Consider the following 19848-nt stretch of genomic DNA (forward strand, 5'->3'; position numbering starts at 1 on the left):
GGACGGCAACAGTTTTCGGTCATCCGGCCGCGCAGGCGCTCCGGTTGGCGAACACCGTGGGACTGGAGAGGGAACGTATGAGTGAGGAACACGCCGGTCGCGTCGCGCTGGTCACGGGCGGATCGAGCGGTATCGGCCGCGCCGCCGCGGAACTGCTGGCCGCGTCGGGCGCCGCTGTCGCCGTCTGCGGTGTGGACGCCGACGACACGGAGAAGACGGCCGCGGCCATCGCGGAGGCGGGCGGCCGGGCACTGCCCGTCGTCGCGGACGTCTCGGACCCCGACGCGGTCGCCGAGGCGGTCGCGCGGACCGTGAGCGAGTACGGCGGCCTCGACGTGCTGGTGACGTCCGCGGGCATCCAGCGCTACGGAACGGTCGCCGACACCGACGAGAAGACCTGGGACGAGGTGTTCGCCGTCAACGTCAAGGGAGTGTTCCTGACCGCCCGCGCCGCCCTGCCCCACCTGCGGCGCAGCGCCTCCGGCGGCTCCGTCGTCGTGGTCTCGTCCGTGCAGTCGCGCGCCGCGCAGTCCAACGTGGCCGCCTACGCGGCGGCGAAGGGCGCGCTGAACGCGCTGGTCCGGTCGATGGCCGTGGACGAGGCCCCCTTCGGGGTACGGGTCAACGCCGTCTGCCCCGGCTCCGTCGACACCCCGATGCTGCGCCACTCGGCGGCACGGTTCAGCGACGGCAGCGACGAAGGGGTGCGGCGACTGCTCGGGGAGTGGGGCCGCAGCCACCCGATAGGGCGCATAGCCCAGCCCCGCGAGGTCGCCGAGGTGATCGCCTTCCTGGCCGGCACCCGCGCCGGATTCGTCACCGGCACGGACATCCCGGTCGACGGCGGCGTCCTCGCGGCCCTGGCCGTCACCCTCCCCCAGGACGCCCCGGAGCCCTCCGCGACAGCCTGACCCCACGGCCGGACCGATAGCGGCGACGAGGGAGCGGGGGCCCTCGTCGGCACGGCGAAGTCGGTCGCCGTGCGCAGCGACCGGCGCCGGGCGGGCCCGTCGGCGTCCCGGCGGAGCGCGAGCCGTTGCTCTACGGCCTGCGGGCGGGCGGCGGTTGAAGGGCGGGCCAGCGGGTGAGCATCGCTTCGCGCATCGCGGGGGCCAGACGGCCGAGAGCCGGCAGGCGGCCCTCTTGGGCGGTCACGCGGCCGACGACGCCGAGCCGGTGGACCAATCGCTGACGGGCCGTCACCGTGCCCCACTCCCAGTCCTGGTGGGGAATCAGGGCCAGGCGGTCGGTGGTCCCGCGCTCGGCCCGCTGCACCAGCGCGTCACCGCGCAGCAGCCAACCGGCGCAGGCGTCGGTGAGATCACCCGGGACATCCGTGCCGGTCGCCCGGCGCCAGGCGTCGCGGTACGCGGCCTCCGCCGCTTCCAGCAGCGGGGGAGCGGGGGCGGTGACGCACCAGCAGGTCGGGAAACCGACGCGCAGATAGGCGAGTTCGACGATTCCGTCGCCCAACGCGGCCTGCTCGAAGTCGATGAATCTGACGCCGTCGTCGGTGTGCATGTCGTTGCCGGGGCACGGGTCGCCGTGCAGCAGAGCGCGGCCCCGCGCCCGTGACGTACGGTCCACGAGGTCGTCCAACTCGCCGCGTACGGCGGGCGGTACGGCGACGCCGAGGGCCTGGGCGAGGGCGAGGAAGGAGTCGACGTCCGTGTGCGCCGGGCCCGACCAGGCGGGGAGTACGTCCGAGCCGACGCTGCCGTCGCCGTCGTCGCCGTCGTCGCCGTCGTCCCCGACGTCCGCATCGCCGCTGGTCGCCGCGTGGAGCCGGGCCAGTGCCCCGGCGTAGTCGACGATCCACTCCTCGCGCGGCGGCCGGTGCTCCACGTACTCCAGCACCAGCACCCGCTCCCGCGCGTCGGTGCCCAGCAGCGTCGGCACGACCGGCGGATCGACCCGGCCCGCGAGCCGCAGCGCGGCCACCTCGCGGGCGTACCTCTCGTCGGCCTCGGGCGCGTCGACAAGTTGCTTGACCACCACGGGAGTTCCGGCCAGCTCGGCCCGCCACACCCGCGAGCGCGGACTGCTCCCCAGCCGGCGGCCCCGCCGGGGCGTCCCCAACTCGTCCCGCAACTTCTCCCCGAGGGGCAGCCGTGACCGCATGGCGGCATCCTCGCACGGGCGGGGACGACACCCGGAGCGATTTACGGCGCGGCGGCCCCGCCCGGTCCGGGGCGGTCCCCGCCCATGACATTCGTCATGAACAGTCATGACAGACCACACGGCCCGAAGCGCCGACGGGCGGACAGCCTTGAGACATGGACACAGTCATCGAAACCACCGGCTTGCGGCGGAGCTACAGCGGCTTCGAGGCCGTACGCGGCGTCGACATCAGCGTGGGGCGGGGCGAGCTGTTCGCTCTGCTGGGGACGAACGGCGCGGGCAAGACCTCGACGCTGGAGATCCTGGAGGGGCAGGCGCCCGCCAGCGCGGGAACCGTACGGGTGCTGGGCGCCGACCCCTACCGCGAGCGTGCCGCGGTGCGGCCCCGCATCGGAGTGATGCTCCAGGAGGGCGGCTTTCCCACCGAGCTGACCGTCGCGGAGACCGTCGACATGTGGGCGGGCTGCACCAGCGGTGCCCGGCCCGTGGCGGAGGCCCTGGAGCTGACGCGGCTGGAGCAGCGGCGCGGGGTCCGGGTCAAGCAGCTCTCCGGCGGCGAGCGGCGCCGCCTCGACCTCACGCTCGCGCTGCTCGGACGCCCGGAGGTGCTCTTCCTCGACGAGCCCACCACCGGTCTCGACGCCCAGTCCCGGCACGACACCTGGGAGCTGATCGGAGAGCTGAAGCGGCAGGGCACCACGGTGCTGCTCACCACGCACTACCTCGAAGAGGCGGAGCAGTTGGCGGACCGGTTGGCCATCATGCACGCGGGCCGGATCGCCAGCACCGGACGCGTCGCGGACGTGGTCGCCGAGCGGCCCGCGCGGATCACCTTCGAACTGCCCTGGGGCCGCTTCCCCGCCGACCTGCCGCCGCTGCGGTCGATCGGCGTCACCGCACACGAGGTCACCGGGCAGAAGATGCGCCTGGAGACCCGCGACCTCCAGCACACCACCACCGAGCTGCTGTGCTGGGCCCGTGACCAGGGCGTCGAACTGACCGGCCTGGACGTCCGTTCCGCGTCACTGGAAGAGGCGTTCATGGACATCGCCAAAGAGCTCGACCACCGGGACGAGCATCCGGACGAGCACCGTGGCGGCGACCGCACAGAGCAGCGATCCGACCGCCGAGCCGACCACCGGGCCACCCACCGGGCCGACGACCACCAGGAGACGACGCGATGACCTCCGCGACCACGACGACCACCGCGCCCACGGACACCGCGCGCCGGTCCCGTAAGAGCACCGAACGCCTGGCCGCGCTCGGCCGCGCCGAACTGATCCTGCTGGTCCGCAGCAAGGCCGCCCTCATGACGGCCCTCGTCCTGCCCGGTGTCATCGCCGTGTCGATGCGCAGCGCCGTGAAGAGCCTGGACCTGGGCGGCACCGGCCTGTCCGTCGCCACCGTGCTGGTGCCGGGCGCCCTCGGCATGGCGCTGTTCTTCGCGATCTACACCAACATGGTCGGCGTGTACGTCACCCGCCGCGAGGGCCTTGTCCTCAAGCGGCTCCGCTCGGGAGAGGTCCGCGACGCCGAGATCCTGACCGGCGGCGCGCTGCCCGCGGTCCTGATGGCGGTCGTGCAGTCCCTGCTGCTCGGCGTCGGACTCGCCGTCCTGCTCGACATGCCCGCCCCCGAGGCACCTCACCTGCTGGTCCTCGGCCTGCTCCTCGGTATCGTGCTGCTGGTCGTGGGCGCCGCGCTCACCGCCGCCTTCACCCAGACGGCTGAGAGCGCCCAACTGACCTTTCTGCCGTTCATGCTGGTGAGCATGGCCGGTTCCGGGATGTTCCTGCCCCGCGACACCCTGCCGGACACGGTGGCGCGCATCGGTGCGTTCCTGCCGTTCACCCCGGTCATGGACCTGTTGCGCGGCGGCTGGACGGGGAATGCGGACGGGACGGACCAGCTCCGGCTCACTCTCACGGCCCTGGTGTGGATCGGCGTGGCCGTGCTCGGCGTACGGAAGTGGTTCCGTTGGGAGCCTCGGCACTGAGCGCTGGGCGTCGGCATTGAGCGCCGAGCCTCGGCGCTGGGCGTCCGCGCGGCCGACGAGAAGGCCGGGCGCGCACGGTGCCGGACTCGTAGGACTCGTAGGACTCGTAGGACTCAAGGATTCGAAGGACCGAAGGACTCAAAGGACTCGAAGGACGTAGGGACGAAGGGGCGACGGTGACTGCGGGAACCACAGGGACCACGACGGGACCCACGGGAACGGCCGGGCTGGCGAGCGTGCAGAGCTGGGTGGAGTGGCTCGGCCACCGGCACGGCACGGACCGCTACCGTCGCTACACCCTGAACTCCCTCTCCTGCTTCGCCCTGTTCGAGGCGGGCCTGTGGACGCTGTGGGTCGTCACGAACGACGTGGGCCCGCTCTGGATCGCGGTCGCGGTCCTGGGCGCTGCCCACGTCGTCGTCCAGGCGCTGCTCTCCCGCGCCGGACTCCGCGCCTACATCGGCCTGGCGCCCCGGCCGTACCTGCTGGCCGCCCTCTACACCGCCGTCACGGTCGCCGCCGTCGCGGTCGGCTGCGTGTTGCAGGCGAAGGACCGCGTCGAGGGGAAGGACCTCGCGCCGTACGTGCTGTGGCTGATGATGTTCTACGCGGGCCCGCCCATGCTGGCGCTGTCTCTGCGGGCGGGTACGGCCCTGGTCTCGGCCGTCACGCTGGGCTCGCTGGTCGCCGTCTTCGCGACCGGACTGCGCGGGGAGTCGCTGGCGGTGGTCGTCGGCGGGACCCTGTTCCTCGTCCCGTTCATGGCCCTCGCCCTGCGGGCCTCCGGCTGGAGCGTGCTCCTGATCGAGGAGCTGGCCGCGGCCCGCGGGACCCAGGCCCGCCTGGCCGTGGCCGAGGAACGCCTGCGCTTCGGCCGCGACCTGCACGACATCCTCGGACGCAACCTCGCCGTGGTGGCGCTGAAGAGCGAACTGGCGGCGAAGCTCGCGGAACGCGGCAGCCCCGAGGCCGTTGACCTGATGTACGAGGTGCAGCGCATCGCGCAGGACAGCCAGCGCGAGATCCGCTCCGTCGTGCGCGGATACCGCACCGCGGACCTGCACACCGAACTCGCGGGGGCCCGCGAGGTCCTGAAGGCCGCCGGGATTCCCTGCCGAATCAGCGACGGTCCCGCCGCCCGCCTCCCGGACGACATCCAGACCGCGCTCGGCTGGGTGATCCGCGAGGCCGTCACCAATGTGCTGCGCCACGCCCAGCACGCCACCCGCTGCGAGGTGTCCCTGCGCGACACCGGCGAGGGCGCTGTCACGCTGGTCGTGGAGAACGACGGCAGCGACCACCGGGGCGGGCGCGGCCACCGCGCGGGGAGCGCGGGAGGCGGCCACGGGCCCGCCACCACGGTGGGCAGCCGCACGGCGGACGCGGCCTCCGCGGACGGGACCACACCCGGCGGAAGCGGTCTCGCCGGACTCGAAGAGCGTCTGACGCAGCTTCAGGGCACACTCACGACCAGCGAACGCTCCGCCGGCGTCTTCCGCCTGACCGTGACCATCCCGTGGGAGGAAACACCATGATCAGGGTCCTGCTCGCCGACGACGAGCACCTCATCCGCGGAGCGCTCGCCTCGCTGCTCGCCCTGGAGGACGACATCCTCGTCGCCGCCGAGGCGGGCTCCGGCGACGAGGCCCTCGCCATGGCACGGGCCCACCGGCCGGACGTCGCCGTCCTCGACCTCCAGATGCCGCGCGGCGACGGAATCAGCGTCGCGGAACACCTGCGCGCCGAACTCCCCGACTGCGCGACGATGATCGTGACCAGCCACGCCGGGGCCGGGGCCCTCAAGCGCGCGCTGAGCGCGGGCGTGCGCGGCTTCGTACCCAAGACCGTCTCCGCGCAGCAGCTCGCCCGCATCATCCGTACCGTGCACGACGGCGGACGCTACGTCGACCAGGAGCTGGCCGCCGACGCCATCACCGCGGGCGACTCCCCGCTGACGCCCCGCGAGGCGGAACTGCTCGCCATGGCCGAGGAGGGGGCGCCCGTCGCCGACATCGCCGCCCGCGCGATGCTCTCGGTCGGCACCGTACGCAACCACCTGTCGTCCGCCGCCACCAAGGTCGGCGCAGAGAATCGCCATGTCGCGGCGCGCCTCGCCCGCGAGCGCGGCTGGCTGTGACCGCACAGCGCACCGGAAACCGCGGGCGGGGGCCGCAGGAGGTCAGGGACCGGTCACCCGCAGAAGACGAAGGTCACCTCCACGGCCCGCCTCCTGACCCATGGTCTGTACCGGCGCTCACGGGGAAACCGCCGTGACAGGGACCAAGCCGCGTGACGTGCGGCGGCAGGCCCGACGACGACGAAGTGGTGGCGATCGTGGGCATGGTCCGAAGATTCGACGCCTATCAGCGCGAGCACACCTGGATCGGGCTGCCGCTGGCGGTGGTGTACAAATTCGGCGAGGACCAGGGCGGCTACCTCACGGCGCTGATCGCCTACTACGCCTTCCTGTCGGTCTTCCCCGTGCTGCTGCTCCTGGTGTCGGTGCTCGGCTTCCTGCTGCACAACGACGCGCACTTCCAGAAGCAGGTCGTCGACTCGGCCCTGCACCAGTTCCCGGTGATCGGCGATCAGATCGGCGAGAACATCCGGTCGTTCCACGGCAACACGCTCGCGGTCGTCACCGGTGTGATCGGCGGCCTGTACGGCGCGCTCGGTGTCGCCCAGGCCGCGCAGAACACCCTGCTGAAGATCTGGGCCGTGCCGCGCCACGACCGGCCGAACCCGCTGCGCTCCCGGCTGCGCAGCCTGCTGGTGGTAGGGGTCTTCGGCGTGGGCCTGGCCGCCACCACCGCGCTGACCTCGCTCGCGTCGGACGCCCGCGCGTTCGGCGTCCACCCCGTCGTCCTGCTGCGGATCGCGGCGACCGTACTGTCCACGGCCGTCAACACCGGCCTGCTCCTTTTCGCGTACCGCTACTTCACGGTCGGCACCGTACGGCTGCGCTCCTCGGCGGGTACGGCGCTGGCCGCCGCGCTGGCCTGGCAGTTCGTGCAGTGGGCGGGCACGTACTACGTCCGGCACGAGCTGCGCGGGGCGACCGCCACGTACGGGCTGTTCGGGATCGTCCTCGGCCTGATCACGTGGATCTACCTGGGCGCGCTGATCTTCGTCCTCACCGCGGAGGTGGCGGCGGTACGGGCCCGGCGGCTCTGGCCGCGCAGCCTGCTCACCCCGTTCACCGACAATGTGGTGCTCAGCCGCGCGGACCGTGAGGTGTACACCTCGTACGCCGCCACGGAGGTCTTCAAGGGCTTCCAGCACGTCGAGGTGAGGTTCGACCCGCCGACCGTGCCCTCGCCCACCGGTACGGCGACGGATACGGCAACCGGTACGCCGCCGCCCGGCGTCGGGCTTCCCGCGCAGGACGGTTCGGGGGACGCGAAGGACGTCGTTCCATAGCGGGTGCCTCAACTCCGCCGATCGGGGAAGTCGGCCTGTGTGAAGACGCAAGCAGCAGCATCGACGGGCCGTCACAACGCCAGACGCGCGGCCGACAGCAAGGCGGTCGCCGTCGCGGGCCGCGCGGGGTTCGCGGCCCGAGGGGTGATCTACATCCTGGTGGGCGCACTGGCGGTGCGCATCGCCTTCTCCGACGCCGGAGGCCAACAGGCCGACCGCGGCGGCGCGCTCGCCGAGATCGCGCACAAGCCGTTCGGGGACGTCCTGTTGTGGCTGCTGGGCATAGCCCTGGCCGGAATGGCCCTGTGGCGGCTGTCGGAAGCGGCCTTCGGACAGGCGGGACCCGACGGCGACAAGCCCACCAAGCGCGCGATGGCCGCGGGCCGCTGCGTCTTCTACGCCTTCGTCTCGTACTCCGTGCTCGCCTACGCGGCCGGTGAGAAGAGCAGCGGCAGCGGGTCGACCGACAAGAGGACCGACGACGTGACGGCCAAGGTCCTCGACTGGCCGGGCGGCCAGTGGATCGTCGCCGTCGCCGGTGTCGCCGTCTTCTGCGTCGGTGTGTGGATCGCGGTCCGTGCCCTCATGCGCAAGTTCCACAAGCACCTGAAGATGGGCCAGATGTCGCGGCGCCAGCGCCAAGCCGTGGACTTCCTCGGCATGTTCGGCGGCACCGCGCGAGGCGTGCTGTTCGCCACGGCCGGCGGATTCGCCGTGGCCGCGGCGGTCAAGCACCAGGCGGGCAAGTCCAAGGGCATGGACGACACGCTGCGCTCGTTCGCCGACACGCCGGTCGGCCCGTGGCTGCTGGTGCTCATCGCGGTCGGCCTGATCGCCTTCGGGCTGTTCTCCTGGGCCAACGCGCGGTGGCGCGAGGTCTGAGCGGCGCCGGAAGGCGGACCGGGCGGGGTGCGCCGGGCGTCCGCGCCCGTGGCGTCGTCAGCTCACAGGTCGCGCGCGCTCACAGCTCGCGGATCTCCTCGGGCGGGCGGCCGACGGCGTCCGCCACCTCGTGCTCGTCGCCGCCCTTGGCGAGGACCGCCGCGCTCTCGGCCTTGAGGTCGATCGCCGCCGCCTGGAGGGCGTCCTCGGCCTCGGCGTAGCGGTGCGCTGCCAGTTCAAGTTTCGCTGTGTCCACAGCGCAAGCATGCCACTACTCACCGCTGTCGCGGCGCACGACCGGGGCAGGTGTCGCACGGTCCTGCCGTCCGTACATTCGTCCGCACACCCGTACACGAAGAGGAGAAGCCGATGAGCACGCCGATGTGGGTCGTCCTGGGCGCCGTGGTCGTCGTGGCGGTGGTGGCCGCCGTGGTGGCGGCCGGACGCGTGCGGCGTAGCGGAGAAGCCCCCGTACGGCGGTCGGGCGGCGCGTCCGGCGGCGGCGCCGCGCCGCGCAGGGGCGAGGTGTGGTGGGCGGACGTGCCGTACGAGGACACGGCCGGCTCGAAGGACCGTCCCTGCCTGGTCGTCTCGGTGCGCGGCGGGACCGCGCGGGTCGCCAAGATCACCTCTCAGCACCACGAGGAGCTGCCCGGAGTCGTACCGCTTCCCGCGGGCACCGTCGACGACGCCCGGGGCCGGCAGAGCTATCTGGAGACCAACGAGCTGCGGCGCGTGCCCGTCTCGGCCTTCCGGCGCCGCGCGGGCGCCCTCGACCCTCAGGTCATGAAGCGGCTGAATCTGCGGTGACGAGCCGCCCGGCGAGCGGCCGTCGCGGACGCGGGGCCCGTCCGGCGGTCAGCTCAGCCACCAGATGAAGAAGCCTCCCGCGAAAACGAGGAGGCAGATGGTGAGATTGGTGCGCCAATACGTCATGAGCATCGCGACGAATTCGCGAATGGTCGCACTCGGCCAGAAATACGCGGCGGTCGGCGCCCCCACGACATGTCCTCTGACGCCCAGCCGCCGCGCGGTCACCGCGGCGCGCAGGACATGGTAATTGTTCGTGACGACGACGCAGCGGTAGTCCGCCTTGTTCCGCTCCATGATGGACTTGCTGAAGCGCAGATTCTCCTCGGTGGTCGTCGACCGGTCCTCGCGTTCGATCAGATCCGCCGGAAAACCCTGCGCCACAAGGTAGTCGGCCATCGCGTGCGACTCCGGCAGCTTCTCGTCCGGGCCCTGTCCGCCGGAGGTGAGCAGCACCGGCCGCCTGCCGCGCGACGAGAGCCTGCGGTGCACCGTACGGGCCCGGTCGAGGCGGCTGGCCAGCAGGGGCGGCACCTTGGTGCCGCCGATGAGCCCCGAGCCGAGAACCACGACGTAGTCGGTCTTGCGGCGGACGGTCAACCATCCGTAGAGCGACCCGTAGACGATGAAACAGAGGAAGAGGAAGACGACATACCCCGCGAGGACGGTGGCCGTCCCCGCGACCACGAGCAGCGCGCGGGTGTGCATCACCACCGCGGTGATCAACAGCGCTATGAGCGCCAGCAGCGCGAACCCGGCCAGCAGGGACAGCAGATTGGCCGGACTTCTGCCCTCTTTCCGCACCATGGCGACGCCGTTGGAAATCAGAAACCACGACATGGCGACCACGCCCACCGCCATGAGCGTCAGCAGCGCCACCCCGAGATCATTGCCCAACGTCGGGTGTTCCCTGCCTATGTCAAACAGCCACGCACCCAGCGCGAAGACGGGTGAAAGCCCGAGCAGAATCGCATTGCTGAACCGACGCCGCTCCCGCAGCACTCCGACACAGAACCCCAGAAAGAACAGCACCGCCGGTACATACGCCCACATGCCCACATGCTAGTGGCCCCCCGTCCCCCCACCCGCCGCCCCACCAGCCCCGGTTCCCCGCCCGGGTCAGGTCAGGCCCGCTTCGATGGCGCGGCGGACGGCGTCGGCGCGGTCCCGGATCGCGGCTTTGGCGAAGAGGTTGTTGATGTGGGTCTTGACGGTGGCCTCGCTGATGAAGAGCTTCTCGGCGATGCCGCGGTTGGGCAGGCCCTGGCCGATCAGCGCGAGCACTTCGCGTTCGCGGGGTGTGAGGTCCTCCGGCAGGGCCTGGCCCACCATCGGGGCCTTGGTCCTGACGGAGGCGAGCAACCGGTTCTGCACCTCGCGGTCGAGCACCGACTGCCCCGCGGCGGCGGCACGGATCGCCCGGATGATGTCCTGGCGCCCCGCGTTCTTCGTCAGATAACCGCGGGCGCCCGCGCTCAGCGCGCCGAGGATCGAGTCGTCGTCGGCGAAGGTGGTCAGTACGACCACCGCCACGTCCGGGTGCTCCTCGCCGAGCCGCCGGGTCGCCTCGATCCCGTCCATCACCGGCATGCGCAGGTCCATCAGCACCACGTCCACCGGCCCGGCGGCGACAGCCGCCAGCACCTGGCTCCCGTCCGCGGCGGACGCGACGACGTCGATGTCCTCGGACAGCCCGAGCACCGCGGCGAGCGGTTCCCGTACGGCGGCCTGGTCGTCGGCGACGACCACCCTCAGCCGCCGCGGCCTCTCGGTCGGTTCGGTCATACCGGAATCACTGCTTCCACCTTCCAGCCGCCCTGGTCGGGACCGGCCGTGACCGGCCCCGCCGTCACCGTCCCGCCCAGCAGGGCGACGCGTTCGCGCATTCCGATCAGCCCCATGCCGCTGCCGACCACCGCGTTCACCTCGCGCGTGGCGGGGCCGTTGCGCACCGCCAGCGTGATCGACGCGGCGGCGTACGTCAGCTCCACACCGACATCGCCGCCGGGAGCGTGCCGGGCGGCGTTGGTCAGCGCCTCCTGGGCGATACGCAGGAGATTCTGGACCACCCGGGCCGGGACCTCACGGGCGGTCCCGGTGACGGTGAGGACATCGCGGTGCCCCGACGACTCCAGCATCGCCGTCAGGCTCTCCAGCAGCGGCAGCGAGTCCTCGCGCAGCGCGTGCACCGTCCACTGCGCTTGTTCGAGACTCTCCCGCACCAGACCGTGGGCCTTGTCGTTGGCCTCCCTGACCTTCTCCAGGTCCCCGGTGTCGAGCAGCGCGTCGGCCAGTTCCAACTGCATGTTGATCCCGGCCAGCGAGTGCGCCAGCACATCGTGCACGTCCCGGGCGATCCGGCTGCGCTCGGTCAGCGCGGCCGTCCGCGCCTCGGCCCGCGCGGCGCGCTCCGCCGACTCGGCCGCCGCGATCACCGCCTGTACGGCCTGGCGCTGGCTGCGGTTGAGTATGCCCACCAGCACCGGAGTGCCGGTGGCCAGACCGAGCACCCAGGGCAGCTCGTCGTGCCCGGGACCGAGACGGAAGTACAGCACCCCGCCGCAGAGCAGACTGCAGATCCCGGCGAGGACGAGAGCCGGTCTGGTCTCCAGCCGGTATCCGATGTGACCGGCGAGGAAGAAGGCGAAGAGATAGCCCGTACCGCTGCGGCTGACACCGATCAGGGCGACCGCCGCGGCGATGCCGACCGTCAGCCACGGGAGCACGAGGCCCTGGGGAATCCTGTCCTCGGGCAGGCGCCGGGCCAGCAGCACCGCCGAGTTGATCACGAGCAGGACGGCGACGACCAGCCCCCGGCCGCTGAAGCCCAGGGGGCGGATCGTCAGGACTCCGGCCACGACGACCCCGAGGGTCATCGCCCACTGCATCCACGGGTCCTGCCCCGGCACCTGCCGCGCCCCCGCCTCCTGGGCCACGGTCTTCCCAGGAGGCGGGGGGCTGTCTGTCGCGGGCACGGGGAGAACATAACGCACGGTCAGGCCCTACGGCTGAGGACGGGCACGGTGCGCGGCGTCATCTGCATCCGGCTCCGTATGAAGATGGTGGCGAGCCGCGTCACGACTTCGGTGAGCGCCATCAGTACGAACGCCGCGACCCACGCCTGATCGCTGGTGATGTGGTGGGCGACGCTGAATTGGGCGACCTGGTGGGCGCCGCCCGCGTGCTCGGTCCACAACTGGAAGCCCATCCGCGCCCCCATGCCGACGACCCACAAGATCGCCGACACGGCGCCGGCCTTGATCAGGACGTGCTCGCCGACGGTCCGGACGCGGGTGTAGATGCCGCCGGCGACGCCGAGCGCGGCGCCCACGCTCATCAGCACCCCGATGAGCACCAGGTCGTTGCCCGCGGTGGGAATGGTGTCCAGGTACGAGTTCGCGACGAAGGCCACGATGCCCAGCGGGATCAGGAAGGTCTTGAGGTCGAGTCGGCCTTCCCGCAGTTGCCGGAAGACGACGAGGAGAAGAGCGATGTCGGTGATCCACTCGGTCGATGTCATGCCCCCAAGACTGCTGCGACCAGGCACGAAGCACCTGGACCCATGGGTGGAACCAAGGGTGGAGATGACTCCCGCCCGGCCCTCCACCCCCACGGCGCCGCCGCGCGCCCGACACCGCAGAGCCCGCGCGCCCGACACCGCAGAGCCCGCGCGCCCGACACCGAAAAGGGCCGCCCGAAGGCGGCCCTGTAAGGAGAGAAGATGTGTCCGAGGGGGGACTTGAACCCCCACGCCCGATAAAGGGCACTAGCACCTCAAGCTAGCGCGTCTGCCATTCCGCCACCCGGACGGGGTGTGTCACCTCGGCCTATGGGCCGTGGCGACGAGGTAAACCATAGCAAAGATCCGGTCACGTCGATCACGGGCGCGGAGTGGGCCGAGGGGGCCGACGAAGGGGCTGTGCGCGGGGCCCGGGGTGAGGGCCCGGAGGGGAGCCTTGGGCGGGGTGGGGGTGTCGGGGGAGGATGGGGGAGGCATCGGCCGCGGTCGCCCGGGTGGTGGGCGGACGCGGCAGGCAACGAGCGAGGAGACAGCGTGAGCGAGTCGGGGCCGGGCAGGGCGGAGAACGGGACGGTCACGGGCGAGGACGAGGTCGTCGACCTGTGCAGTGAGCTGATCCGGATCGACACCAGCAACTACGGCGACCACTCGGGGCCGGGGGAGCGGGCGGCGGCGGAGTACGTCGCGGAGAAGCTTGCCGAGGTGGGCCTCGAACCGCGGATCTTCGAGTCGCACCAGGGCCGGGCGTCCACGGTGGCGCGGATCGAGGGCGAGGACCGCTCGCGGCCCGCGCTGCTGATCCACGGGCACACCGACGTGGTCCCGGCCAACGCGGACGACTGGACGCACCACCCGTTCTCCGGCGAGATCGCCGACGGCTGCGTGTGGGGCCGGGGCGCGGTCGACATGAAGGACATGGACGCGATGACGCTGGCGGTCGTACGCGACCGGCTGCGCAGCGGGCGCAAGCCGCCGCGCGACATCGTGCTCGCCTTCGTCGCGGACGAGGAGGCGGGCGGTGTGTACGGCGCCCGGCACCTGGTCGACAAGCACCCCGACCTCTTCGAGGGCGTGACGGAGGCGATCGGCGAGGTCGGCGGCTTCTCCTTCACCGTCAACGAGAACCTGCGGCTGTACCTGATCGAGACCGCCCAGAAGGGCATGCACTGGATGCGGCTCACGGTGGACGGCACCGCGGGGCACGGCTCGATGACCAACAACGACAACGCGATCACCGAGCTGTGCGAGGCCGTCGGGCGGCTCGGCAGGCACGAGTTCCCGGTCCGCGTCACCAAGTCCGTCCGCGGCTTCCTCGACGAGCTGTCGGACGCCTTCGGGGTGGAGCTGGACCCGGAGGACATGGAGACGACGCTCGCCAAGCTCGGCGGCGTCGCCAAGATGATCGGCACGACCCTGCGGAACACCGCGGCCCCGACGATGCTCGGCGCGGGCTACAAGGTGAACGTGATCCCCGGCCAGGCCACCGCCCACGTCGACGGCCGCTTCCTGCCGGGCTACGAGGAGGAGTTCCTGGCCGACCTCGACCGGATCCTCGGCCCGCGCGTCAAGCGCGAGTCGGTGCACTCCGACAAGGCGCTGGAGACGGACTTCGACGGCTCCCTGGTGGACGCCATGCAGCTCGCCCTCAAGGCGGAGGACCCGATCGCGCGCGCCGTGCCGTACATGCTCTCCGGCGGCACCGACGCGAAGTCCTTCGACGACCTGGGCATCCGCTGCTTCGGCTTCGCGCCGCTCCAGCTCCCGCCGGAGCTGGACTTCGCCGGGATGTTCCACGGTGTTGACGAGCGGGTGCCGGTGGACGGCCTGCGGTTCGGGGTCCGGGTGCTCGATCGTTTCATCGAGAACTGCTGACGGTTCGGCCGCCCGTACGAGTACGGGCGGCCCGGATCGCTGGGACGAGTGAATGATCCAGTGCTTTCGTAGCTCTATTCCTCCGGCTTCGTTACGACGTGTGTGGTCCGCGGCTGGGACCGCACTTGTCAATCAGGAGGAAGAAAATGATCAAGAAGGTCGTAGCCGCTGCGGCTGTCACCGGCGGTCTCGTGCTCGCGGGTGCGGGCATGGCTGTCGCCGACTCCGGCGCCCAGGGCGCCGCTGTGCAGTCGCCCGGTGTGCTGTCCGGCAACCTGATCCAGATCCCCGTGCACGTGCCGGTGAACCTGTGCGGCAACACGGTCTCCGTGATCGGTCTGCTCAACCCGGCCTTCGGCAACTACTGCGTCAACAAGTAGTCCGAAGGCGTTCGGAACCCCTGTGGTCCGAACCGTCGGAACCGGCCCCGGAAGCGCGTATGCCGCGCTCCGGGGCCGGGCCGTGTCTGCGGCGGACCCCGCGTCCCACCATCGCGCGTCTCACCATGTGGCCCGCACCTGGCGGATGATCCGGCGGCGCAACCGCACCCTGCGGCTGCCGTCGGGGTAGAGGCGCACCCGGTCCAGTTCCCAGTGCCCGTACTCGGCCTCGTCCGTGAGCAGTCGTGTCGCGTCCTTGCGGGAGACCCCGCGTGCGACGTACATCTCTCTGAATTCGTATTCCGGCATCGCATCTATTGTGCGGGCAACGCCCCGGTGCGGATAGCGTCTGCCTCATGTCTGATGACGTGCAGCCCACCGTTGCCGAGGTCCGAGCCGCTGTCGAGGCGGTCAAGGCCGCGCTGGACCGCCACCTCGAGGCGATCGAGAACCGTACGGGCGAAGACGATCCCGCCGTCTACGCGGCGTTCGAGTCGCTGGCTTCGGCCGCCGAGTCGTATGACGAGTTGCTGTACGACACCTACGACGAGGTGACTCCCTTCGAGGTGCCCGCGGGCGACTCACTGCCGGAGTACACCGGTCCCGAGGACCCGGAGGCCATCAGTGTGCTGATCCGCCGCGACTACACGATCGTTGAGCCCACCCGGCTGTTCGCGCAGGCCAGAAGGGCCGATGACGGCGACGGCGCGGCGGACGCCACGGTGAACGCGGCGGTCGGGGTGATCTTCGGCGAGTACGAGCCGGACGAGATCGCCCAGCGCCACAAGGAGTTCGGCCTGGAGGAGGGCGACTCCACGGTGTGGGTGTCGGCCGTGCCGGAGGCCGCGGAACCGGGGGAGTGGCTGGACGCGCCCTTCGAGCAGGCCGACCCGCAGCTCGTGATCTGCCGCTTCGACGTGAGCGCCGTCTTCGACGACGAGCTGAGCGTGCTCGACCCGGACTGAGCGGGTCGCCCGAGCGCCAGGAGGGGGCGGACAGCGGGCGCTGTCCGCCCCCAGGCGCGTCCGGAGCCGGTGGACGGCGGGACGGGACCGTACGGGTCCGCCGGGCCGGTGGGCGGCGGCTGAGCCGTACGGAGCCGCCGGGCCGGTGGGCGGCGGCTGAGCCGTACGGGGCCCGCGCCGCCCGTCAGTCGGCGGCCAGCTCCCGCAGCACGGTCACCAGCCGGGTCGTGCGCGGCGCGGCCTGGGGACCGGCCACGGCCTGGGCCAGGCCCTGATCGGCGCCCTGGACGACCGACAGGTGCCGCTCGCCGCGCGCGAACGCCGTGTAGACCCAGGACCGGGTGAGCAGCGGCCCCGCGTCGCCCGGTACGACCACCACGACCGCGGGCCAGCGCATCCCGGCCGCCTGGTGCCCGGTGATCGCCCAGGCGTGCCGTACGGTCGTCGCCACGTCCGCGCGCGGCACCAGCACCGGCCCGTCCTCGCACTCCAGCCGCAGTCCGTCCGGCTCCGCGCCGACGACCGTGCCGGGCAGCGTACGGCCGGGGACCGGCACGTGGACGACGCGGTCGCCGGGGTCGAAACCGGCGAAGCGGCCGGGGCCGGGATTCAGCCGTTCTTTGAGCGCCGCGTTGAGCACGCGGGTGCCGACCGCGCCGCCGTGCCCCGGCGTGATCACCTGGGTCCGCTCCGCCGGTACGCCGATGGCGCGCGGTACGGAGTCGGCGACGAGCTGCACCGTACGGTGCACGGCCTCGCGCGGGTCGCGTACGGGGACGACGACGACCTCCTTGTCCGGGGCCTCGACCGGGGCGAGTTCGCCGATGCCGATGAGCGAGACCAGCTCGCCGATCGGGCCGGGGTCCGGGGTGCGGGAGGCGACCCGCGGGCAGGACTTGGCGGCCAGCATGTCGGCGAAGGCCAGACCGGGGCCCGCCGACCACATCGCGTGCTCGTCGCCGCTGAACACCAGCCGGGCGCCGTCCGGCACCGCCTCCACCAGCGAGGCGGCCTCCTCGATGCCCAACTGCTGGGCGTCGAGCACCGCGAGCAGGTCCAGGGCGAGGGCGCCGTCGCCGGACCTGCCGGGGCCCTGCGTACCGGCCAGCAGTGCCTCGACCGTCACGGCCGCGTCCTCGCCGAGCGCCTCGGCCAGCCGCCGCCTGCCGTTCGCCGTGTACGCGGCGGCGTACGCCCGCAGGCCCGCCGCGCGCGCCGCGGCCACCAGGGCGGTCGGCTCCTCGCGGGCCGCCTCGCCGCCGGAGTGCACGACCAGGCCGCTGCCCGCGGCGGCCCTGATCAGCTCCGCCGCCGACTTCGACGGCGCGCCCGCGGCGGCCTTCTCCCAGTCCGTGCCGTGGTCGCCCTCGAAGGAGCGCAGCAGCCGCACACAGCCGTCCGCCAGGCTCTCCTCCGCCAGCGCGTACCGGTCGAGACCGATCAGCAGCGGTACGTCCGCCGCGCCGTCCTCGCCCTCGTCCTCCTCCTCGCTCGCGGCCTCCGAGGCCGTCGCGGGGTGCGCGGGGTGCTCGGGGAAGACGAGCACCTGGCCGTCGGCCACGGCGGAGGCCACGGCCGCCGCCGGGTCCGGTACGGCGCGGGCCGCCAGCTCCGCCTGTAGCTCTGCCGACCGCAGGGCCGTGTGCCCCTTCTCGGCGGCGCGCTCCAGCAGCCAGCCGACCAGCGCGTTCGCCCGCCGCTCGTCGTCCGGGCGGCACTGCGCGCCGAGCAGCGCGCGGGCGAAGGTGTCCGCCGGTTCCACCCGTACGCCGGGCAGGCCGAGCACCAGCCACGGGTCCTCCCGCAGCGCCTCCCCCGCCCGCTCCCCGAGCGCCCTGGCCGCCGCCTCCGCCAACTCCCCTGGCGCGCCGCCCTCTTCCAGCACGGCCTTCGCCGCCGCGACGGCCGCCGGATCAACGGCCGCCTTCCGCAAGCCGCCCTCGCGCACCCGCGCCCCGGCCGCAGTCGCCCCGCCGCCGGACGCCGCGCCCGCGCCGGCCCGAGGCCGCGCCTCGACACCGGCCGCCGCGCCCGCCCCGGAGGCCGCCGGAGCCTCGCCGTGGCCCTCGCGCCCGTCCTGAGGGCCGTCGGCCCCGGCCGACGCCTGCGGCGCGGCGCCAGGACCTGTGACTCCGCTCTGGGGCGCGTCGGCCCCGGCGGACGGCCGCGGCCCCGTGGCAGGACCCGTGGCTCCCGACGCGGGTCCGTCCGCCCCCGCGTCCGGGGCCGTAACTCCCGTCTCGGACGCCTCCGTTCCGGCCCCTGACGGCTCCTCGGCGCCGTCCTCGTCCCCGCTCCCGTCCGTCGCCTCCACGGACGACTGGGCGTCGTCTGTCGCCTCCGCTTCGGCCTCCGGCGCGCCGTCCGCGCCGTCCGTCCCCGCCGGGGCACCGGCGCCGACCTCCGCCGCCTCCGCGGCCTGCATGGTGGCGGCCTCCGCCGCCATCGCCTCGCGCCGCTTGCGGCGGGCTTCGGCCGCGTCACCGCGCGGCGCGGGCGCCGCCGGATTGTCGCCGCGCTCGATCGAGCGGACGGCGGCGGCCAGCGCGGCCACGTCGGCGACCGGCTTGGCGGCGGCACGGCTCCCCGGCACCGCGGCGGACGCCGTGCCCGTGGGCTGCTCCTGCGGGGCCGTCCGCGAGCCGCCCCCGGAGGACGGGCCGTCGGCGGCGGCCGGTGGGTTCGCCGGGCCTCCGGCGGGGCCGCTCGGCGGCGGGGGAGGTGGGGACTCGGTCACTGCGGCCTCCGTGGGGTGGTGGACCGGCGGGAGGCTTGCGTGCCGTTCAGAGCGTGCTCCAGTCGTGGTCCGGATAGCGGTGCAGGGGTGCTGACACGTCGTCGAGCGCCAGGCAGATCTCTTCCGGAAGCGTAAGCGCCTCCACTGACAACGAGGCGATGAGCTGCTGCGCGTTGCGCGCGCCGAGGATGGGGGCGGCGACACCGGGCCGGTCGCGTACCCAGGCGAGGGCGACGTGCAGCGGGGAGACCGCCAGGCCGTCGGCCGCTATCGCGAGGGCGTCCACGATGAGCCGGGCGGTCTCGTCGAGGTAGGGGGCGACGAAGGCGGCCATGTCGTCGGAGCCGCCGCGCGACTCGGGCGGCGTGCCGTTGCGGTACTTGCCGGTGAGCACACCGCGGCCGAGCGGCGAGGAGGGCAGCAGGCCGACCCCGAGGTCGATCGCGGCGGGCAGCACCTCGCGCTCCACTCCCCGCTGGAGGAGCGAGTACTCCATCTGCGTACTGGCCAGCGGCGTCCGCCCGGGCGCGGCGAGCTGCCACGCGGCGGCCTTGGCGAGCTGCCAGCCGCAGAAGTTGGAGACGCCGACGTACCGCGCGCGGCCGGAACTGACGGCGATGTCCAGCGCCTGGAGCGTCTCCTCCGTGGGCGTACCGGGGTCGAAGGCGTGCACCTGCCAGAGGTCGACGTAGTCCGTGCCCAGCCGCTGCAAGGACGCGTCGAGCGCGGACAGCAGGTGTCCGCGCGAGGCGTCGAACCGCCGGTCGGGGTCCGGCACGCTGCCCGCCTTGGTGGAGATCACCAGATCGGCCCGGGGCACGAGATCCTCGATCAGCCGCCCGAGCAGATACTCGGCGCCGCCGTCGGCGTACACGTCCGCCGTGTCGACCAGGCTGCCCCCGGCGTCCCAGAACGCCTTGAGCTGGTCGGCGGCGTCGCGTTCGCCGGTGTTGCGTCCCCAGGTGAGCGTGCCGAGACCGAGTCGGGACACGCGCAACCCGGTGCGGCCCAGGTGCCTATGCTCCATGGGCGCTGAGATTACTGCCCGCACCGGCCGAATGGGCGGCAGTGACGTACCTGACAGGGCCCCGTGCCGCGGCGGGGCGCTACAGTCCGGAGGTACAACGACGTTACTCGCCAGTATG

20 protein-coding genes and 1 tRNA gene are annotated in these 19848 nt (G+C 72.6%); 11 read left to right on the forward strand and 10 right to left on the reverse strand.

Annotated elements, in window-relative coordinates:
- Positions 1-77 precede the first annotated feature (77 nt).
- Complete coding sequence (locus ACIP4Z_RS11225) at positions 78-911, forward strand: SDR family NAD(P)-dependent oxidoreductase (RefSeq protein ID WP_401306671.1); 834 nt, start codon at positions 78-80, stop codon at positions 909-911.
- Positions 912-1041: 130 nt separating this feature from the next.
- Here the strand turns inward: ACIP4Z_RS11225 and ACIP4Z_RS11230 are convergent, their stop codons facing one another.
- Entirely contained in the window at positions 1042-2121 is a 1080-nt protein-coding gene (locus ACIP4Z_RS11230) for a phosphotransferase family protein (protein WP_401306674.1), read from the reverse strand.
- Between the two features lie 155 nt (positions 2122-2276).
- Here ACIP4Z_RS11230 and ACIP4Z_RS11235 point away from each other — a divergent pair, with 155 nt between their 5' ends.
- From ACIP4Z_RS11235 to ACIP4Z_RS11260, 6 genes are all read left to right on the forward strand, one after another.
- Positions 2277-3305 (forward strand): ABC transporter ATP-binding protein, encoded by a 1029-nt coding sequence (locus tag ACIP4Z_RS11235; RefSeq protein WP_401306677.1) that lies wholly within the window; start codon positions 2277-2279, stop codon positions 3303-3305.
- Positions 3302-4117, forward strand: coding sequence for an ABC transporter permease (locus ACIP4Z_RS11240; RefSeq protein ID WP_401306680.1), 816 nt, complete (start codon positions 3302-3304; stop codon positions 4115-4117). Before ACIP4Z_RS11235 ends, ACIP4Z_RS11240 begins: the two co-directional genes overlap by 4 nt.
- A gap of 176 nt (positions 4118-4293) precedes the next feature.
- Positions 4294-5652, forward strand: a complete 1359-nt coding sequence (locus ACIP4Z_RS11245; protein WP_401306683.1) for a sensor histidine kinase — start codon at positions 4294-4296, stop codon at positions 5650-5652.
- Positions 5649-6254 carry a response regulator transcription factor gene (locus tag ACIP4Z_RS11250; RefSeq protein WP_355333104.1) on the forward strand — a complete coding sequence of 202 codons (606 nt, stop codon included), beginning with the start codon at positions 5649-5651 and terminating at the stop codon, positions 6252-6254. Before ACIP4Z_RS11245 ends, ACIP4Z_RS11250 begins: the two co-directional genes overlap by 4 nt.
- A 152-nt stretch (positions 6255-6406) precedes the next feature.
- The gene (locus tag ACIP4Z_RS11255; RefSeq protein WP_391048284.1) at positions 6407-7537 is read left to right on the forward strand and encodes a YhjD/YihY/BrkB family envelope integrity protein; all 1131 of its coding nucleotides are present in this window, start codon (positions 6407-6409) and stop codon (positions 7535-7537) included.
- A 39-nt stretch (positions 7538-7576) separates the two neighbouring features.
- Positions 7577-8419 carry a DUF1206 domain-containing protein gene (locus ACIP4Z_RS11260; RefSeq protein WP_355333099.1) on the forward strand — a complete coding sequence of 281 codons (843 nt, stop codon included), beginning with the start codon at positions 7577-7579 and terminating at the stop codon, positions 8417-8419.
- A 79-nt stretch (positions 8420-8498) separates the two neighbouring features.
- On the opposite strand, the gene ACIP4Z_RS11265 is transcribed toward ACIP4Z_RS11260, so the two are convergent.
- A complete protein-coding gene (locus ACIP4Z_RS11265) occupies positions 8499-8675 on the reverse strand; it encodes a hypothetical protein (protein ID WP_355333097.1) in 177 nt (58 codons plus the stop codon).
- A gap of 113 nt (positions 8676-8788) precedes the next feature.
- On the opposite strand from ACIP4Z_RS11265, the gene ACIP4Z_RS11270 reads away from it, so the two are divergent.
- A complete protein-coding gene (locus ACIP4Z_RS11270; protein WP_401306688.1) occupies positions 8789-9229 on the forward strand; it encodes a type II toxin-antitoxin system PemK/MazF family toxin in 441 nt (146 codons plus the stop codon).
- A gap of 48 nt (positions 9230-9277) precedes the next feature.
- Here the strand turns inward: ACIP4Z_RS11270 and ACIP4Z_RS11275 are convergent, their stop codons facing one another.
- The 5 genes from ACIP4Z_RS11275 to ACIP4Z_RS11295 form a co-directional block, all read right to left on the reverse strand.
- Positions 9278-10282 carry a YdcF family protein gene (locus ACIP4Z_RS11275; RefSeq protein WP_401306691.1) on the reverse strand — a complete coding sequence of 335 codons (1005 nt, stop codon included), beginning with the start codon at positions 10280-10282 and terminating at the stop codon, positions 9278-9280.
- Positions 10283-10348: 66 nt separating this feature from the next.
- The gene (locus ACIP4Z_RS11280) at positions 10349-11014 is read right to left on the reverse strand and encodes a response regulator transcription factor (protein ID WP_355333091.1); all 666 of its coding nucleotides are present in this window, start codon (positions 11012-11014) and stop codon (positions 10349-10351) included.
- Positions 11011-12117: a histidine kinase gene (locus ACIP4Z_RS11285; RefSeq protein WP_401307274.1), complete on the reverse strand. Its 1107-nt coding sequence runs from the start codon at positions 12115-12117 to the stop codon at positions 11011-11013. The genes ACIP4Z_RS11280 and ACIP4Z_RS11285 overlap by 4 nt, the downstream gene beginning before the upstream one ends.
- Before the next feature lie 107 nt (positions 12118-12224).
- Positions 12225-12749, reverse strand: coding sequence for a hypothetical protein (locus ACIP4Z_RS11290; protein ID WP_391048280.1), 525 nt, complete (start codon positions 12747-12749; stop codon positions 12225-12227).
- 204 nt (positions 12750-12953) lie between these two features.
- A tRNA-Leu gene (locus ACIP4Z_RS11295) sits at positions 12954-13038 on the reverse strand.
- Positions 13039-13283: 245 nt separating this feature from the next.
- Between ACIP4Z_RS11295 and ACIP4Z_RS11300 the strand changes: the two genes are divergently transcribed.
- The gene (locus ACIP4Z_RS11300; protein ID WP_355333086.1) at positions 13284-14621 is read left to right on the forward strand and encodes a M20/M25/M40 family metallo-hydrolase; all 1338 of its coding nucleotides are present in this window, start codon (positions 13284-13286) and stop codon (positions 14619-14621) included.
- Positions 14622-14767: 146 nt separating this feature from the next.
- Positions 14768-15001, forward strand: a complete 234-nt coding sequence (chpH, locus tag ACIP4Z_RS11305; RefSeq protein WP_355333084.1) for a chaplin ChpH — start codon at positions 14768-14770, stop codon at positions 14999-15001.
- Positions 15002-15121: 120 nt separating this feature from the next.
- On the opposite strand, the gene ACIP4Z_RS11310 is transcribed toward chpH, so the two are convergent.
- On the reverse strand, positions 15122-15310 hold the full coding sequence (locus ACIP4Z_RS11310; RefSeq protein WP_188283518.1) for a DUF5703 family protein: 189 nt from the start codon (positions 15308-15310) through the stop codon (positions 15122-15124).
- A gap of 47 nt (positions 15311-15357) precedes the next feature.
- Here ACIP4Z_RS11310 and ACIP4Z_RS11315 point away from each other — a divergent pair, with 47 nt between their 5' ends.
- A complete protein-coding gene (locus ACIP4Z_RS11315) occupies positions 15358-15966 on the forward strand; it encodes a hypothetical protein (RefSeq protein WP_391161087.1) in 609 nt (202 codons plus the stop codon).
- 184 nt (positions 15967-16150) lie between these two features.
- On the opposite strand, the gene ACIP4Z_RS11320 is transcribed toward ACIP4Z_RS11315, so the two are convergent.
- Positions 16151-18412: a helix-hairpin-helix domain-containing protein gene (locus tag ACIP4Z_RS11320; RefSeq protein ID WP_401307277.1), complete on the reverse strand. Its 2262-nt coding sequence runs from the start codon at positions 18410-18412 to the stop codon at positions 16151-16153.
- 337 nt (positions 18413-18749) lie between these two features.
- A complete protein-coding gene (locus ACIP4Z_RS11325; protein WP_355333079.1) occupies positions 18750-19730 on the reverse strand; it encodes an aldo/keto reductase in 981 nt (326 codons plus the stop codon).
- Positions 19731-19848 lie beyond the last annotated feature (118 nt).

Origin of the sequence: Streptomyces sp. NPDC088910, assembly GCF_044749865.1 — a bacterium.
Classification (GTDB): Bacteria; Actinomycetota; Actinomycetes; order Streptomycetales; family Streptomycetaceae; genus Actinacidiphila.

Bases quoted from the DNA above. Each gene is read 5' to 3' on its own strand.
- ACIP4Z_RS11325 (WP_355333079.1), bottom strand. From the start codon at position 19,730: ATGGAGCATAGGCACCTGGGCCGCACCGGGTTGCGCGTGTCCCGACTC.
- chpH (WP_355333084.1), top strand. From the start codon at position 14,768: ATGATCAAGAAGGTCGTAGCCGCTGCGGCTGTCACCGGCGGTCTCGTG.
- ACIP4Z_RS11225 (WP_401306671.1), top strand. From the start codon at position 78: ATGAGTGAGGAACACGCCGGTCGCGTCGCGCTGGTCACGGGCGGATCG.
- ACIP4Z_RS11230 (WP_401306674.1), bottom strand. From the start codon at position 2,121: ATGCGGTCACGGCTGCCCCTCGGGGAGAAGTTGCGGGACGAGTTGGGG.
- ACIP4Z_RS11250 (WP_355333104.1), top strand. From the start codon at position 5,649: ATGATCAGGGTCCTGCTCGCCGACGACGAGCACCTCATCCGCGGAGCG.
- ACIP4Z_RS11285 (WP_401307274.1), bottom strand. From the start codon at position 12,117: ATGCAGTGGGCGATGACCCTCGGGGTCGTCGTGGCCGGAGTCCTGACG.
- ACIP4Z_RS11235 (WP_401306677.1), top strand. From the start codon at position 2,277: ATGGACACAGTCATCGAAACCACCGGCTTGCGGCGGAGCTACAGCGGC.
- ACIP4Z_RS11280 (WP_355333091.1), bottom strand. From the start codon at position 11,014: ATGACCGAACCGACCGAGAGGCCGCGGCGGCTGAGGGTGGTCGTCGCC.
- ACIP4Z_RS11310 (WP_188283518.1), bottom strand. From the start codon at position 15,310: ATGCCGGAATACGAATTCAGAGAGATGTACGTCGCACGCGGGGTCTCC.
- ACIP4Z_RS11270 (WP_401306688.1), top strand. From the start codon at position 8,789: ATGAGCACGCCGATGTGGGTCGTCCTGGGCGCCGTGGTCGTCGTGGCG.
- ACIP4Z_RS11275 (WP_401306691.1), bottom strand. From the start codon at position 10,282: ATGTGGGCGTATGTACCGGCGGTGCTGTTCTTTCTGGGGTTCTGTGTC.
- ACIP4Z_RS11320 (WP_401307277.1), bottom strand. From the start codon at position 18,412: ATGGCGGCGGAGGCCGCCACCATGCAGGCCGCGGAGGCGGCGGAGGTC.
- ACIP4Z_RS11290 (WP_391048280.1), bottom strand. From the start codon at position 12,749: ATGACATCGACCGAGTGGATCACCGACATCGCTCTTCTCCTCGTCGTC.
- ACIP4Z_RS11240 (WP_401306680.1), top strand. From the start codon at position 3,302: ATGACCTCCGCGACCACGACGACCACCGCGCCCACGGACACCGCGCGC.
- ACIP4Z_RS11315 (WP_391161087.1), top strand. From the start codon at position 15,358: ATGTCTGATGACGTGCAGCCCACCGTTGCCGAGGTCCGAGCCGCTGTC.